The sequence below is a fragment of the Pseudomonas citronellolis genome, from assembly GCF_900112375.1.
GTDB lineage: Bacteria > Pseudomonadota > Gammaproteobacteria > Pseudomonadales > Pseudomonadaceae > Pseudomonas > Pseudomonas citronellolis.
Map to the genome: position 1 here is coordinate 93794 of NZ_FOLS01000026.1, position 14288 is coordinate 108081.

Consider the following 14288-nt stretch of genomic DNA (forward strand, 5'->3'; position numbering starts at 1 on the left):
AGATGCCTCTTTGACGGTTTGTTGTTTTTGTGTCCGTGCTGTCTTCCCAACAGCGCCTAAGGCACCGCGGCCCAGGCCCTACAGGCTCTAGGCTGCGGCAGACGGGGGGAGGATGGCACGCCGCAGGCTGGTACGCCAGTATCGTCTGACAATTTGCGGATACATTCCCACGACGAAAACGCCATAAAGGATGCCTTTCAGGCCAGAAGTGCCGGCAACTCCTTGTTCAGCGAGAGTTTTTCGCTGACCGCCGCGCCGGTCAGGGCGTATCCGAGCAAGCGACCGGCGGTATCCCGGCACAGCACCTTGAGGTCCGCGCCAGAGCCTTCCACGAGCCATTGGCCATCGCTGCCGCGGGGCGGCGGCGAGACCACCAGCGGGCACACCGGAGTCTTCACGGTGACCGGCATGGGGCCGTAGGACACCGCTGTCGGCTTGCCCGCCAGGGTCTGGGCCAGGGCGCGGGCGCAGCTCATCAGCGGCATCACGTAGAGCAGGTTGAGGCCGTCGACCTCGGCGCAGTCGCCCAGGGCGTAGATGTTGGCGTGGGAGGTGCGCAGCTCGCGGTTCACCACCACGCCGCGGTTGACCTCCAGGCCCGACTCGGTGGCCAGGTCGATGCGCGGGCGCAGGCCGACGGCCGAGACCACCAGGTCGCAGGGGATCACCTGGCCATCCGACAGGTGCGCTTCCAGGCTCTCGCCGGCGAGCTCCAGGCGGTTGAGCACCGGGCCCAGGTGGAAGCGCACGCCCAGGCCTTCCAGGCCGGCCTGCACGGCCGCCGCGGCGGCGGGGTGCAGCAGGCCGGGCATGACCTGCTCGCAGGGAGCGACCACGTCGATCCGGTAGCCGCCGGCGGACAGGTCGTTGGCGAACTCGCAACCGATCAGGCCGGCGCCCAGCAGCAGCACGCGGCGCTTGCCGGCGGCCGCGGCGCGGAAGCGCGCGTAGTCCTCCAGGTCGTTGATCGGGAAGATGGCGTCCAGGGCGTCGCCCTGTACCGGCACGCGGATCGTCTCGGCGCCCCAGGCCAGCACCAGGTCGCGGTACTCGACCTGCTCCTCGCCGATCCAGATGCGCTTATGCCCCGGGTCGATGCCGGTGACGCGGGTGTGGGTGAGGATGCGCGCCTTCAGTTGCTCGGCCATGGCGCCGGGCTCGGCCATGGCCAGGCCGTCGGCGTCCTTGTCCTTGGAGAAGCCGGTGGAGAGCATCGGCTTGGAATAGGAGCGGCCGTCGTCGGCGGTGATCAGCAGCAGCGGGGTCTGCGCGTCCAGCTTGCGCCATTCGCGCGCCAGGTTGTAGCCGGCCAGGCCGGTGCCGATGATCACCAGCGGTGCGTTCTCGCTCATTGGATTCTCCACATCGAACGGGACCGAGCGGCTTGGCCGGCTCGGTGGAATTCAGGGTTTCGCGGGGCCTGTCAGGCGATTTCGATCATTTCGAAGTCGATCTTGCCCACGCCGCAGTCGGGGCAGACCCAGTCGGCGGGAATGTCTTCCCAGCGGGTGCCGGGGGCGATGCCCTCCTCGGGCAGGCCGAGGGCCTCGTCGTAGATGAAGCCACAGACCACGCATTGCCACTTGCGCATCGTCGAACCTCCTGCGGGTTGCCAGGGCAACCTAGCGCACTTTTCCGCCCCCCGCCAAGGGCAGGGTTGCCGGCGCCCGGCGGCAGCCCGGCCAAGCGCGCGAAGCGCTCAAGCACGGGGCCGGACACGAAAACGGCGGCCATCGGCCGCCGCTCGCAGGGATGCCGGGACGGCTCAGCCGATTTCGATCATCTCGAAGTCCAGCTTGCCGACGCCGCAGTCCGGGCACAGCCAGTCCTCGGGCACGTCTTCCCAGCGGGTGCCCGCTGCGATGCCTTCTTCCGGCCAGCCTTGGGATTCGTCATAGATGAGTCCGCAGACTACGCATTGCCACTTTTTCATTGTCTACCCCTCGGGCGGGTTACCACGGTTGCGGCCGCACGCTAACGCAATTCCCGGCGTGCGCCAAGACGCCATCGGGCGGTTGGGCGGGCGTTGGGGGCCAACCAAAGATGGGTGGTGCGTGGGTGGGAGGTTGGCTTTTCGTAGGAGCGAGCTTGCTCGCGAACGGAGTTTTGCCGGCGGGGGTCGGTGCGCGTCCTGAAGAGCCCCTCTCCCCAGCCCTCGGCTGCGCGCCCCGCCCTGAAGGGAGAGGGGGCTTGTCCGTGCCGAGAGAAGGAAGGTTTCAAATGGAAGCCTTCGGTGTTGCCGGCTGACTCCAGAGCATCCAAGCACTCCGAACGGTCCCCTCTCCCTTCAGGGAGAGGGTTAGGGAGAGGGAGCGGAGTCACAGCAGGACACCGAAGCCTCAGGTGAGCACCGTTCGCGAGCAAGCTCGCTCCTACACCTACAGGGGCAGCCTCAGTGCTGCGCCTTGTACCGCAAGCGCCAGGCATGCAGCAGCGGCTCGGTATAGCCACTGGGCTGCTCGCGCCCCTTGAACACCAGGTCACTCGCCGCCTGGAAGGCCGCCGAGCCCTGGTAATCCGCAGCCATCGGGCGGTAGGCCGGATCACCCGCGTTCTGCTGGTCGACCACCTTGGCCATGCGCTCCAGGGTCTCGCGCACCTGGGCCTCGCCGACCACGCCGTGGTGCAGCCAGTTGGCGATGTGCTGGCTGGAAATACGCAGCGTTGCGCGGTCTTCCATCAGGCCGACGTCATGGATGTCCGGCACCTTGGAGCAACCCACGCCCTGTTCGACCCAGCGCACCACGTAGCCAAGGATGCCCTGGCAGTTGTTGTCCAGCTCTTCCTGGCGCGCTTCGGCGCTCCAGTCGGCGGACGCGGCCACTGGAATTGTCAGCAGGTCGTCGAGCAGTTCGTCGCGCACGCTGGCCAGGTCGACCTTCTGCAGCTCGCCCTGTACCGCCTGCACGTCCACCTGGTGGTAGTGCAGCGCGTGCAGGGTGGCGGCGGTGGGCGATGGCACCCAGGCGGTGGTGGCGCCGGATTTCGGGTGGCCGATCTTCTGTTCCAGCATGGCCGCCATCAGGTCCGGCATGGCCCACATGCCCTTGCCGATCTGCGCCCGGCCACGCAGGCCGCAGGCCAGTCCGACCAGCACGTTGTTGCGCTCGTAGGCGGCGATCCACTTCGTGCCCTTCATGTCGCCCTTGCGCAGCATCGGGCCGGCCTCCATGGCGCTGTGCATTTCGTCGCCGGTGCGGTCGAGGAAGCCGGTGTTGATGAACACCACCCGCGCCGCGGCGACGCCGATGCAGGCCTGGAGGTTGACGCTGGTGCGCCGCTCCTCGTCCATGATGCCCATCTTCAGGGTATTGCGCGGCAGGCCGAGGACGTCCTCGACGCGGCCGAACAGCTCGTCGGCGAAGGCCACTTCGGCCGGGCCGTGCATCTTCGGCTTGACGATGTAGACGCTGCCGGTGCGCGAGTTGCCCTTGCGCTGCAGGTCGTGGATCGCCACCAGGCCGGTCAGCACCGCGTCCATGATCCCTTCGGGGATTTCCGCGCCGCTTTCGTCGAGGATCGCCGGGGTGGTCATCAGGTGGCCGACGTTGCGGATGAACAGCAGCGAGCGGCCGTGCAGGGTCAGGCTGGAGCCGTCGGCGGCGGTGTACTGGCGGTCCGCGCTCATGCGCCGAACGAAGCTCTGGCCACCCTTCTCCACCGCTTCGCTGAGGTCGCCCTTCATCAGGCCGAGCAGGTTGCGGTAGACCAGGGTCTTGTCCTCGGCATCCACCGCAGCTACCGAATCCTCGCAGTCGAGGATGGTGCTCAGCGCGGCCTCGACCAGCACGTCCTTCACCCCGGCGGCGTCGGTCTGGCCGATGGGGCTGGTGGGGTCGATCTGGATCTCGAAGTGCAGGCCGTTGTTCTTCAGCAGCACGGCCTTGGGCGACAGCAGCTCACCCTGGTAGCCGACGAATTTCGCCGGCTCGGCCAGGCCGGTGACGCTGTCGTCCTCCAGGGTCACGCGCAGCTGGCCCTGCTCGATGCGGTAGGCGCTGGCGTCGGCGTGGCTGCCCTGGGCCAGCGGCGCGGCCTGGTCGAGGAAGGCGCGGGCGAAGGCGATGACCTTCTCGCCGCGGCGCGGGTTGTAGCCCTTGCCCTTCTCGGCGCCGTCGTCCTCGCTGATGGCGTCGGTGCCGTAGAGCGCGTCGTACAGCGAGCCCCAGCGGGCGTTGGCGGCATTCAGCGCGTAGCGGGCGTTCATCACCGGCACCACCAGCTGCGGACCGGCCTGCTGGGTGATTTCGCTGTCGACGTTGGCGGTCGTGGCTTGCACCGAGGCAGGCGCCGGCAGCAGGTAGCCGATGGATTCGAGGAAGGCGCGGTAGGCCGGCATGTCCTGGATCGGGCCCGGGTGGGCGCGGTGCCAGCTGTCCAGCTCAGTTTGCAGGCGGTCGCGCTCGGCGAGCAGCGCGCGGTTCTTCGGCGCCAGCTCGTGGACCAGGGCGTCGAAGCCCTTCCAGAAGGCGCCTGCCTGCACGCCGGTGCCCGGCAGGGCTTCTTCCTCGATGAAGCGTTGCAGCACGTCGGCGACCTGCAGGCGCTGGCGGGTGATTCGTTGGGTCATCGCAAGGTTCTCCTGTGTTTCGTCGAGTGCTTAGAGCGCGGCCACGCCGGCCTTGGCCACCTGGGCATCCTGCGCGGCCTGCACGCCGGAGACGCCCACCGCGCCGATCACCTGGCCGTCATGGATGACCGGCACGCCGCCTTCCAGGGTGCCCTGCAGCACGGGGGCGGAGAGGAAGGCAGTGCGGCCGTTGTTGATCATTTCTTCGTACAGGCGCGTTTCGCGGCGGCCCAGGGCGGCGCTGCGGGCCTTCTCGGTGGCGATGTAGGCGCCGACCGGCGCGCAGCCATCCAGGCGCTCCAGGGCCAGCGGGTGGCCGCCGTCGTCCACGACCACGATGGCCACCGCCCATTGGTTGGCCTGGGCCTCGGCGCGGGCGGCGGCGAGGATGCGGGTGACTTCTTGCTGGGTGAGTACGGCTTTGCTTTGCATGGCGTCAGTTTCCGGTGCTGAGGGCGTGGTCGACCAGTTCGATCCAGTGCCGGACGGGGGTGCGTCCGGCGCCGTCGAGGTGGGTCTGGCAGCCGATGTTGGCGGTAGCGATCAGGTCGGGCCGACCGCTTTCCAGGGCGTCCAGCTTGTTGTCGCGCAGCTTGTGCGAGAGCTCCGGCTGGGTCAGTGAATAGGTGCCGGCCGAGCCGCAGCAGAGGTGGCTGTCCAGTACCGCGGTGAGGTTGAAGCCCAGGCGCTTGAGCACCGCCTCGACGGCGCCGCCGAGCTTCTGCGCGTGCTGCAGGGTGCAGGGGCAGTGGAAGGCGAGGGTCTGGTCGCAGTTCAGGCCGAGGCTTTCCAGCGGTTCGGCGCGGATCACTTCCACCAGGTCCTTGGCCAGCTCGCTGATGCGCCTGGCCTTGGCCGCGTAGTGCGGGTCGTCGCGCAGCAGGTAGCCGTATTCCTTGACGAAGGCACCGCAGCCGCTGGCCGTCTGCACGATGGCCTCGGCGCCGTTCTCGATGGCCGGCCACCAGGCGTCGATGTTGCGCCGGGCGCGGTCGAGGCCGGTGTCCTGGGCGTTGAGGTGGTAGTCCACGGCGCCGCAGCAGCCGGCCTGGGCCGCCGAGGTAATGCTGATGCCGAGGCGGTCCAGCACCCGCGCGGTGGCCGAGTTGGTGTTGGGCGAAAGCGCCGGCTGCACGCAGCCTTCGAGCATCAGCACGCGGCGCTTGTGGCGCTCCGCCGGGCGCACGCCGGCCGGGGCGATGGCCCGCGGCAGGTGGCTGCGCAGGGCCACGGGAAGGATCGGCCGCAGCGCCTCGCCGGTGTTCACCAGCACCTTGAACAGCGCCGGGCGCGGCACGATGGCGCGCAGGCCACCGCGCAGCAGGCGCTCGCCCAGCGGCCGCGGCACGCGCACTTCGATGGCGGCGCGGCCGATGTCCAGCAGCTTGTGGTACTCCACGCCGGAGGGGCAGGTGGTTTCGCAGTTGCGGCAGGTCAGGCAGCGGTCCAGGTGTTCCTGGGTCTTCTCGCTGACCTGGTCCTGTTCGAGGAACTGCTTGATCAGGTAGATGCGCCCGCGCGGGCCGTCCAGTTCGTCGCCCAGCTCCTGGTAGGTCGGGCAGGTGGCGTTGCAGAAGCCGCAGTGCACGCAGCTGCGCAGGATGCGTTCGGCTTCCTCGGCGTGGGCCAGGCGTTTGGCCGCTTCGCTCAGGTTGGTCTGCATAGGTCTATCCGCGTCAGAAGTCGGCGTACATGCGCCCGGGGTTGAAGATGCCCTGCGGGTCGAGCTGGCGCTTCAGCGAGCGGTGCAGCTTGAGCAGGGGCGCCGGCAGCGGGTGCAGCGGCTCGTCGACCTGGCCCGGGGTGAAGCAGCTGGCGTGGCCGCCGACGGCGCTCACGGCCTGGCGGATTTCCGCGGCGGAAGCCTCGGACTTCAGCCAGCGCTGCGCGCCGCCCCAGTCCAGCAGTTGCTCGCCGGGCAGCGCCAGCGGCGCGCTCAGCGCCGGCAGCGACAGGCGCCAGAGCGGCCGCGGGTCGCGGAAGAAGTCCAGGCGCTGTTCGCGCAGGTCGTCCCACCAGGCGTCGTCCAGGGCGTCGCCGCCGATGCGGTCGCAGGCGGCGCGCACCGAGCCTTCGTTGCCCTCGAAGCGCAGGTACAGGTGCTCGCCGTCGTGGGCGGCGGCGCTCAGCGGCAGCGGCTGCTGGCCCCATTCGCCAAGACGCAGCAGGGCGCGCTCCAGGGGGATGGCCTGGCGCAGGCTGATGCGGCAGCGCGGCTTGGGCAGGACCTTGAACGAGGCCTCGGTGATGACGCCCAGGCAGCCGAAGCTGCCGGCCAGCAGGCGCGACAGGTCGTAGCCGGCGACGTTCTTCATCACCTCGCCGCCGAAGCGCAGATGGGTGCCCAGGCCGCTGATCAGCCGGGTGCCGAGGACGAAGTCGCGCACCGCGCCAGCCCAGGGCCGGCGCGGGCCGGACAGCCCGGCGGCGAGCATGCCGCCGACCGTGGCGTTTTCCGTGAAACAGGGCGCCTCGCAGGCGAGCATCTGCCCGGCGCTGTCCAGCGCGGCGTTCAGCTCGCGCAGCGGGGTGCCGGCGCGGGCGGTGATCACCAGTTCGGTGGGGTCGTAGGAGACGATGCCGGTGTGCCCGGCCACGTCCAGCGGGCGGGCCTCCACCCAGCGGCCGAGGAAGGCCTTGCTGGAGCCGCCGCGGATGGCCAGGGCGGTCTTTTCCGCCAGGGCCTGGCGCACCTGTTCGAGCAGCTCGGCGCTGCGGTCGTGGCCGGCCCGGGGGTCGAAGTGCTGTTTGTCCATCAGAAGCGCTCCAGTTCCGGGAACGGCAGCTGGCCGTGGTGGATGTGCATGGCGCCGAATTCGGCGCAGCGGTGCAGGGTCGGGATGTTCTTGCCCGGGTTGAGCAGGCCCTGCGGGTCGAAGGCGGCCTTCACCGCGTGGAACAGCGTCAGCTCGTCGCTGTTGAACTGGGCGCACATCTGGTTGATCTTCTCGCGGCCCACGCCGTGCTCGCCGGTGATGCTGCCGCCCACCGCCACGCAGAGTTCGAGGATCTTCCCGCCCAGGGCTTCGGCGCGTTCCAGCTCGCCGGGGACGTTGGCATCGAAGAGGATCAGCGGGTGCATGTTGCCGTCGCCGGCGTGGAACACGTTGGCCACCCGCAGGCCGTGCTCCTCGGACAGCTCGGCGATGCCGTTGAGCACCCGCGGCAGCTCGCGGCGCGGAATGGTGCCGTCCATGCAGTAGTAGTCCGGGGAGATGCGCCCCACCGCCGGGAAGGCGTTCTTGCGCCCGGCCCAGAACTTGGCGCGCTCCTCCTCGTCGCGGGCCAGGCGCACGTCGGTGGCGCCGGCCTTGCGCAGCACGGCGTCGACGCGCTCGCAGTCCTCGTGCACGTCGGATTCCACGCCATCCAGCTCGCACAGCAGGATGGCCGCGGCGTCCACCGGGTAGCCGGCGTGGATGAAGTCCTCGGCGGCGCGGATCGACAGGTTGTCCATCATCTCCAGGCCGCCGGGAATGATGCCCTCGGCGATGATGTCGCCCACCGCGCGGCCGGCCTTCTCGACGTCGTCGAAGCTGGCCATCAGCACCTTGGCCACCTGCGGCTTGGGCAGCAGCTTGACGGTCACCTCGACCACCACGCCGAGCATGCCTTCGGAGCCGGTGAACAGCGCCAGCAGGTCGAAGCCGGGGCTGTCGAGTGCGTCGGAGCCGAGGGTCAGGCGCTCGCCGTCGATGGTGATGATTTCCACCTTGAGCAGGTTATGAACCGTCAGCCCATACTTCAGGCAGTGCACGCCGCCGGCGTTCTCGGCGACGTTGCCGCCGATGGAACAGGCGATCTGCGACGACGGGTCCGGCGCGTAGTACAGGCCGTGGGGCGCGGCGGCCAGGGAGATGGCCAGGTTGCGCACGCCGGGCTGCACGCGGGCGTAGCGGCCTTCGGGGTTCACTTCGAGGATGCGCTTGAAGCGCGCCATCACCAGCAGCACGCCCTGCTCCAGCGGCAGCGCGCCGCCGGACAACCCGGTGCCGGCGCCGCGGGCGACCACCGGCACCTGCATGCGGTGGCACAGGCGCAGCAGTGTCTGCACCTGCTCGACGTGTTCGGGCAGCACCACCAGCATCGGCGTGCTGCGGTAGGCGGAGAGGCCGTCGCACTCGTAGGGGCGCAGGTCCTCGGCCTCGTGGAGGATCTCCAGGTCCGGCAGCGCGGCGCGCAGTTCGGCGAGCAGCGCGGCCTTGTCCACCTTCGGCAGTGCGCCGTCGAGGCGCTCATCGTAGAGGATGTTCATCGGGTCTCACACGGTGGTTTTTCTTATGGGTGGCGCCGCCCGGCGGGCCGGGCGGCTGCTGGACTGACGGGTCTCAGGTCGGCGCAGACTGGACCACCGGGCGGCCCTGCGTCCAGTTGCCGCAGAACTGGTCCTACCAGTTTAGTCCCTGGACTTTTGGTCAAGACGCCGCTCAGCGGCCTTATCAAAGCGCTCCGGGTGTTCTACAGTGGCGCCAGGCATTCGAACTGGTAGGACCAGTTGGAGGACGAATGGAAAGCGAAAGCACGGCCACCCGCGCGCGGGTAGCCGACCAGGTGGCCGAGCGCATCGAGCGGCTGATCGTCGACGGCGTGCTCAAGGTCGGCCAGGCGCTGCCCTCGGAGCGGCGCCTGGTGGACAAGCTCGGCTGCTCGCGCTCGGCGCTGCGCGAGGGCCTGCGCATCCTCCGCGGGCGCGGCATCATCGACACCGAGCAGGGCCGCGGCTCCTTCGTCGCCGACCTCAGCCGGGCCAACGACGCCACGCCGCTGATGCACCTGTTCGCCTCGCAGCCCCGTACCCTCTACGACCTGCTGGAGGTACGCGCCCTGCTGGAAGGCGAATCCGCGCGCCTGGCCGCGCTGCGCGCCACCGACGCCGACCTGATCCTGCTCAAGCGCCGCTACGAGGAAATGCTCCTGGCGCAGAGCGAGACGCCGCCGCTGGACCCGCGCGAACATGCCCGCCGCGACCACGCCTTCCACCGGGCCATCAGCGAGGCCTCGCACAACCCGGTGCTGGTGCACACCCTGCAGTCGCTCAGCGAACTGATGCTCAGCACCGTGTTCGCCTCGGTGAACAACCTCTACCACCGGCCGGTGCAGAAGCGGCAGATCGACCGTCAGCACACGCGCCTGTACAACGCCATCGTCGAGCGCCTGCCGGACCAGGCCCAGCGCGCCGCCCGCGAACATATCCACAGCATCCGCGACAACCTGCGCGAGATCGAGCAGGAGGAGCAGCGCCTGGTCCGCGCCACCATGCGCCTGCAGGGCTGGGAATGAGCCGCGGGCGGGGCTCGGGGCGATAGGTCGCAGGCTAACGATCGACGTTCCGTGGTACCCTGCGGCGGTCCTACGTCAGCGTTGAATTCCCGTGTCCGACCTTTCCGTACCTCTGCCGAACTGGCTCAACGAAGACCAGTTGCCGGCCAACGTCGAGCCCGCCGTACACGACTGGCTGTTCGACCAGGGCTCCCTGACCCGCCGCCTCACCGCCCTCGCCGAAGGCGCCTTCAGCGTCGAGCCGCTGCTGGAGGGCTGGCAGGTGCTGCGCGACGACGAATGCAAGGCGCTGGGCGTGCCCAGCCACAGCCAGGGCTGGGTGCGCGAGGTCTACCTGCGCGGCCACGGCCAGCCGTGGGTCTTCGCCCGCAGCGTGGCGGCCCGCTCGGCCCTGGAGGCCTCGGGCTTCGACCTGGCGCAGCTCGGCAGCCGTTCCCTGGGCGAGCTGCTGTTCAGCGACAGCGCCTTCCGCCGCGACGTCATCGAGGTGTGCCTGTACCCCGCGCCCTTCCTGCCCCTGGAGGTGCGCCGCGCGCTGCTCTGGGGCCGCCGCTCGTGCTTCCGCCGCGACCGCCTGGGCGTGCTGGTGGCCGAGGTGTTCCTGCCGCGCCTGTGGCGCGCAGCCGGAGTCGAGGCCGTATAATCCCTCCGGTCGACCGCCGGAGCCCGCCATGTTCGCCGCCCTGATCAAACCCCTCGCCCGCCTGCACCCCCGCGCCTGGGACTTCATCCAGCTGACGCGCATGGACAAGCCCATCGGCATCTACCTGCTGCTGTGGCCGACGCTGTGGGCGCTGTGGATGGCCAGCGGCGGCCTGCCCAGCCTGAAGAACCTGGTGATCTTCGTCCTCGGCACCGTGCTGATGCGCGCCGCCGGCTGCGTGATCAACGACTTCGCCGACCGCGACTTCGACGGCCACGTGGCGCGCACCAAGGCCCGTCCCCTGGCCACCGGCAAGATCAGCGTGAGCGAGGCCTGGATCGCCTTCTTCGCCCTGCTGGCCAGCAGCTTCGTGCTGGTGCTGTGCACCAACGAGCAGACCATCTGGCTGTCCTTCGGCGGCGCCGCCATCGCCGCGCTCTACCCCTTCATGAAGCGCTACACCTACTACCCGCAGGTGGTGCTGGGCGCGGCCTTCTCCTGGGGCATCCCCATGGCCTTCACCGCCGCCAGCGGCACGCTGCCGGCCGCGGCCTGGCTGCTGTTCTTCGCCAACGTGCTGTGGACGGTGGCCTACGACACCTACTACGCCATGACCGACCGCGAGGACGACCTGAAGATCGGGGTGAAATCCACCGCCATCCTCTTCGGCGACGCCGACCGGGTGATCAACCTGACGCTGCAGGGCCTGATGCTCCTGCTACTGGTGCTGGCCGCCGGCAAGCTGCACATGGGCCTGTGGTTCTACGCCGGCCTGGTGGTGGCCGCCGGCTGCTTCGCCTGGGAATTCCACTCCACCCGCGACCGCGACCCGCAGGCCTGCTTCAAGGCCTTCCTGCACAACCACTGGGCGGGCCTGGCGATCTTCGTCGGCACCGTGGTGGATTACGCGCTGCGCTGAGAAGCCATCCCCGTAGGATGTAGGGCGTATAACCGTTCGCGGTTATACGCCGTTTGACCTTCGCCATCGGCTCGCTCGATGGCAAGCCCGGGTTCGCTCTTGCCTTCTCCCGGGCTCGGCCAAGGCGTTGCCGGGAATAACGGTGTAGCGGCGTATAACCGCGAACGGTTATACGCCCTACGCCGGCCCGGCCAGGGTGTGCGGTTATGGTTTGGCGATATGCCAGGCGTTCATCTTGCCGTCGCCCTTCACTTCGCCCGCGGCCTTGTCCTGGACGAAGGTGTACAGCGGCTTGCCCTTGTAGGCCCATTGCTGGGTGCCGTCGTCGCGGGTGATCACGCTCCAGTCGCCGCTGGCCATGGCGCCGGTCTCGGCGGCCAGGGGCGGCCAGTTCTGCGCGCACTTGTCGTTGCACACCGACTTGCCGCCGCTGTCCTTGTCGAAGGTGTACAGCGTCATGCCCTTGGCATCGACCAGCATGCCGTCCTTGGTCATCGCCGGTTCCGCCGCCTGCGCGGCCAGGGCCGGCAGCGCCAGGCCCAGGGCCAGCGCCAGGTGTTTGCAGTTCATCGTGAATCTCCTCTTCTGAGGTAGGACTCGCAAGGAAGGCGCGGCGGGAACGGCGGCAGGTCGGGCAGGCCGTCACAACGGCCCCGGTGGCGCGCATGGGGCCGCCCGGAACAGGGCGGTCACGACAGCATAGTAGAGCGCCCCGTTCCCCGCCGGGCGCCTGCCTCGGCTAACATGCCCGCGTCACATCGCTGTAATAATTCCGTTATCTAATGCGGCGCAGTACAGAATTCCCGAGGCAAGACCATGGTTGGCAAGACAATCCTCATCGTTGACGACGAAGCGCCGATCCGCGAGATGATCGCCGTGGCCCTGGAGATGGCCGGCTACGAGTGCCTGGAAGCGGAAAACGCTCAGCAGGCCCACGCCACCATCGTCGACCGCAAGCCGGACCTGATCCTGCTCGACTGGATGCTGCCGGGCACCTCCGGCATCGAGCTGGCGCGGCGCCTGAAGCGCGACGAGATGACCCAGGGCATCCCGATCATCATGCTCACCGCCAAGGGCGAGGAGGACAACAAGATCCAGGGTCTTGAGGTCGGCGCCGACGACTACATCACCAAGCCCTTCTCGCCGCGCGAGCTGGTGGCCCGCCTGAAAGCCGTGCTGCGCCGCACCGGCGCCGGCGACAGCGAGACGCCGATCGAGGTCGGCGGCCTGCTGCTCGACCCCATCAGCCACCGCGTCACCATCGACGGCAAGCCGGCCGAGATGGGCCCCACCGAGTACCGCCTGCTGCAGTTCTTCATGACCCACCAGGAGCGCGCCTACACCCGCGGCCAGTTGCTGGACCAGGTGTGGGGCGGCAACGTCTACGTGGAGGAACGCACCGTCGACGTGCACATCCGCCGCCTGCGCAAGGCCCTGGGCGAGGTCTACGAGAACCTGGTGCAGACGGTCCGCGGAACCGGCTATCGTTTCTCCACCAAGAGCTGACCGCGCCCCCGCGCCTGATATTCACAAGGAAAGGACCTGGTGAACCAAGACTGGCGTGGCGCCCTGATCCGCCATCTGCTGCTGTTGATAGTCGCCGCCGCGCTGATCGGCGTGGTGAGCGGGCAATACGGTTGGGCCCTGGCAGGCTGCCTGGGCGTCTACCTCGGCTGGACCCTCTGGCAGGTGCTGCGCCTGCACAAATGGCTGAAGAACCACCGCGAGGACGAACCGCCGCCGGACGGCTACGGCCTGTGGGGCGAGGTGTTCGACAGCATCTACCACCTGCAGCGGCGCAACCAGCGCGCCCGCGGGCGCCTGCAGGCGGTGATCGACCGCATGCAGGAATCCACCGCGGCGCTGCGCGATGCCGTGGTCATGCTCGACGCCGACGGCAACCTGGAGTGGTGGAACCTCGCCGCCGAACGCCTGCTCGGCCTGAAGAGCCCGCAGGACGGCGGCCAGGCGGTGACCAACCTGATCCGCAACCCGCGCTTCAAGGAATACTTCGCCCGCGGCGACTACCAGGAGCCGCTGGACATGCCCTCGCCGGTGGACGACAAGCTGCTGCAGTTCCAGATCACCCTCTACGGCAACGGCGAGCACCTGATGCTGGTCCGCGACGTGACCCGGGTGCAGCGCCTGGAGCAGATGCGCAAGGACTTCGTCGCCAACGTCTCCCACGAGCTGCGCACGCCGCTGACGGTGATCGCCGGCTACCTGGAGACCTTCCTCGACAACGCCGAGAACATCAACCCGCGCTGGGCCCGCGCCCTGCAGCAGATGCAGCAGCAGGCCGCGCGCATGCAGGGCCTGCTCAACGACCTGCTGCTGCTGGCCAAGCTGGAAGCCACCGACTACCCGGCGGACAACAAGCCAGTGGCGGTGGACCTGATGCTGCTGGCCATCCGCAACGACGCCCAGGCGCTGTCCGGCGCCCGCGAGCACCGCATCAGCCTGGAGGCCGATCCCAGGGTGAAGCTCAAGGGCAGCGAGGCCGAGCTGCGCAGCGCCTTCTCCAACCTGGTGTTCAACGCAGTCAAGTACACCCCCGAGGGCGGCGAGATCCGCATCCGCTGGTGGGGCGACGAGCAGGGCGCGCACCTGTCGGTGCAGGACAGCGGCATCGGCATCGACCCCAAGCACCTGCCGCGCCTGACCGAGCGCTTCTACCGCGTGGACTCCAGCCGCAACGCCAGCACCGGCGGCACCGGCCTGGGCCTGGCCATCGTCAAGCACGTGCTGATCCGCCACCGCGCCACCCTGGACATCAGCAGCGTGCTGGGCAAGGGCAGCAGCTTCGTCTGCCACTTCCCGCGGCAGCAGGTCGCCTGAACCAACGTCGTCTTGCCACGGCCGCACGCTGCCGCCAT

General features: G+C 69.0%; 14 protein-coding genes. 5 read left to right on the top strand and 9 right to left on the bottom strand.

Going from position 1 to position 14288, the window contains the following annotated elements; all coding sequences use genetic code 11:
* Positions 1 to 197: 197 nt before the first annotated feature.
* From BM060_RS22870 to glcD, 8 genes are all read right to left on the bottom strand, one after another.
* Positions 198 to 1352 carry an NAD(P)/FAD-dependent oxidoreductase gene (locus tag BM060_RS22870; protein ID WP_074983262.1) on the bottom strand — a complete coding sequence of 385 codons (1155 nt, stop codon included), beginning with the start codon at positions 1350 to 1352 and terminating at the stop codon, positions 198 to 200.
* Between the two features lie 71 nt (positions 1353 to 1423).
* Positions 1424 to 1591, bottom strand: a complete 168-nt coding sequence (locus tag BM060_RS22875; RefSeq protein ID WP_009614171.1) for a rubredoxin — start codon at positions 1589 to 1591, stop codon at positions 1424 to 1426.
* Between the two features lie 174 nt (positions 1592 to 1765).
* The gene (locus BM060_RS22880) at positions 1766 to 1933 is read right to left on the bottom strand and encodes a rubredoxin (protein WP_009614173.1); all 168 of its coding nucleotides are present in this window, start codon (positions 1931 to 1933) and stop codon (positions 1766 to 1768) included.
* Positions 1934 to 2392: 459 nt separating this feature from the next.
* A complete protein-coding gene (locus tag BM060_RS22885; protein ID WP_074983264.1) occupies positions 2393 to 4570 on the bottom strand; it encodes a malate synthase G in 2178 nt (725 codons plus the stop codon).
* Between the two features lie 30 nt (positions 4571 to 4600).
* The gene (locus BM060_RS22890) at positions 4601 to 5002 is read right to left on the bottom strand and encodes a heme-binding protein (protein ID WP_009614175.1); all 402 of its coding nucleotides are present in this window, start codon (positions 5000 to 5002) and stop codon (positions 4601 to 4603) included.
* A gap of 4 nt (positions 5003 to 5006) precedes the next feature.
* Complete coding sequence (gene glcF, locus BM060_RS22895; protein WP_074983266.1) at positions 5007 to 6233, bottom strand: glycolate oxidase subunit GlcF; 1227 nt, start codon at positions 6231 to 6233, stop codon at positions 5007 to 5009.
* A 13-nt stretch (positions 6234 to 6246) separates the two neighbouring features.
* Positions 6247 to 7326, bottom strand: coding sequence for a glycolate oxidase subunit GlcE (gene glcE, locus BM060_RS22900; protein WP_074983268.1), 1080 nt, complete (start codon positions 7324 to 7326; stop codon positions 6247 to 6249).
* Entirely contained in the window at positions 7326 to 8825 is a 1500-nt protein-coding gene (gene glcD, locus BM060_RS22905) for a glycolate oxidase subunit GlcD (protein WP_074983271.1), read from the bottom strand. Before glcD ends, glcE begins: the two co-directional genes overlap by 1 nt.
* 251 nt (positions 8826 to 9076) lie before the next feature.
* Between glcD and glcC the strand changes: the two genes are divergently transcribed.
* The 3 genes from glcC (at position 9077) to ubiA (ending at position 11412) form a co-directional block, all read left to right on the top strand.
* Entirely contained in the window at positions 9077 to 9850 is a 774-nt protein-coding gene (gene glcC, locus BM060_RS22910) for a transcriptional regulator GlcC (protein WP_074983273.1), read from the top strand.
* A gap of 112 nt (positions 9851 to 9962) precedes the next feature.
* On the top strand, positions 9963 to 10493 hold the full coding sequence (locus BM060_RS22915) for a chorismate lyase (RefSeq protein WP_083426820.1): 531 nt from the start codon (positions 9963 to 9965) through the stop codon (positions 10491 to 10493).
* A gap of 28 nt (positions 10494 to 10521) precedes the next feature.
* Entirely contained in the window at positions 10522 to 11412 is an 891-nt protein-coding gene (ubiA, locus tag BM060_RS22920) for a 4-hydroxybenzoate octaprenyltransferase (protein ID WP_074983279.1), read from the top strand.
* Between the two features lie 204 nt (positions 11413 to 11616).
* Here the strand turns inward: ubiA and BM060_RS22925 are convergent, their stop codons facing one another.
* Complete coding sequence (locus BM060_RS22925; RefSeq protein ID WP_074983281.1) at positions 11617 to 11982, bottom strand: COG4315 family predicted lipoprotein; 366 nt, start codon at positions 11980 to 11982, stop codon at positions 11617 to 11619.
* A gap of 246 nt (positions 11983 to 12228) precedes the next feature.
* Here BM060_RS22925 and phoB point away from each other — a divergent pair, with 246 nt between their 5' ends.
* Both phoB and phoR read left to right on the top strand, forming a co-directional pair.
* The gene (phoB, locus tag BM060_RS22930) at positions 12229 to 12918 is read left to right on the top strand and encodes a phosphate regulon transcriptional regulator PhoB (RefSeq protein WP_009614187.1); all 690 of its coding nucleotides are present in this window, start codon (positions 12229 to 12231) and stop codon (positions 12916 to 12918) included.
* Between the two features lie 39 nt (positions 12919 to 12957).
* Positions 12958 to 14250: a phosphate regulon sensor histidine kinase PhoR gene (gene phoR / locus BM060_RS22935; protein ID WP_074983284.1), complete on the top strand. Its 1293-nt coding sequence runs from the start codon at positions 12958 to 12960 to the stop codon at positions 14248 to 14250.
* Positions 14251 to 14288 lie beyond the last annotated feature (38 nt).

Coding starts and splice junctions, on each gene's coding strand:
- BM060_RS22890 (WP_009614175.1), bottom strand. CDS start 5,002: ATGCAAAGCAAAGCCGTACTCACCCAGCAAGAAGTCACCCGCATCCTC.
- glcE (WP_074983268.1), bottom strand. CDS start 7,326: ATGGACAAACAGCACTTCGACCCCCGGGCCGGCCACGACCGCAGCGCC.
- phoB (WP_009614187.1), top strand. CDS start 12,229: ATGGTTGGCAAGACAATCCTCATCGTTGACGACGAAGCGCCGATCCGC.
- BM060_RS22875 (WP_009614171.1), bottom strand. CDS start 1,591: ATGCGCAAGTGGCAATGCGTGGTCTGTGGCTTCATCTACGACGAGGCC.
- glcC (WP_074983273.1), top strand. CDS start 9,077: ATGGAAAGCGAAAGCACGGCCACCCGCGCGCGGGTAGCCGACCAGGTG.
- ubiA (WP_074983279.1), top strand. CDS start 10,522: ATGTTCGCCGCCCTGATCAAACCCCTCGCCCGCCTGCACCCCCGCGCC.
- BM060_RS22925 (WP_074983281.1), bottom strand. CDS start 11,982: ATGAACTGCAAACACCTGGCGCTGGCCCTGGGCCTGGCGCTGCCGGCC.
- glcD (WP_074983271.1), bottom strand. CDS start 8,825: ATGAACATCCTCTACGATGAGCGCCTCGACGGCGCACTGCCGAAGGTG.
- glcF (WP_074983266.1), bottom strand. CDS start 6,233: ATGCAGACCAACCTGAGCGAAGCGGCCAAACGCCTGGCCCACGCCGAG.
- BM060_RS22870 (WP_074983262.1), bottom strand. CDS start 1,352: ATGAGCGAGAACGCACCGCTGGTGATCATCGGCACCGGCCTGGCCGGC.
- BM060_RS22880 (WP_009614173.1), bottom strand. CDS start 1,933: ATGAAAAAGTGGCAATGCGTAGTCTGCGGACTCATCTATGACGAATCC.
- BM060_RS22885 (WP_074983264.1), bottom strand. CDS start 4,570: ATGACCCAACGAATCACCCGCCAGCGCCTGCAGGTCGCCGACGTGCTG.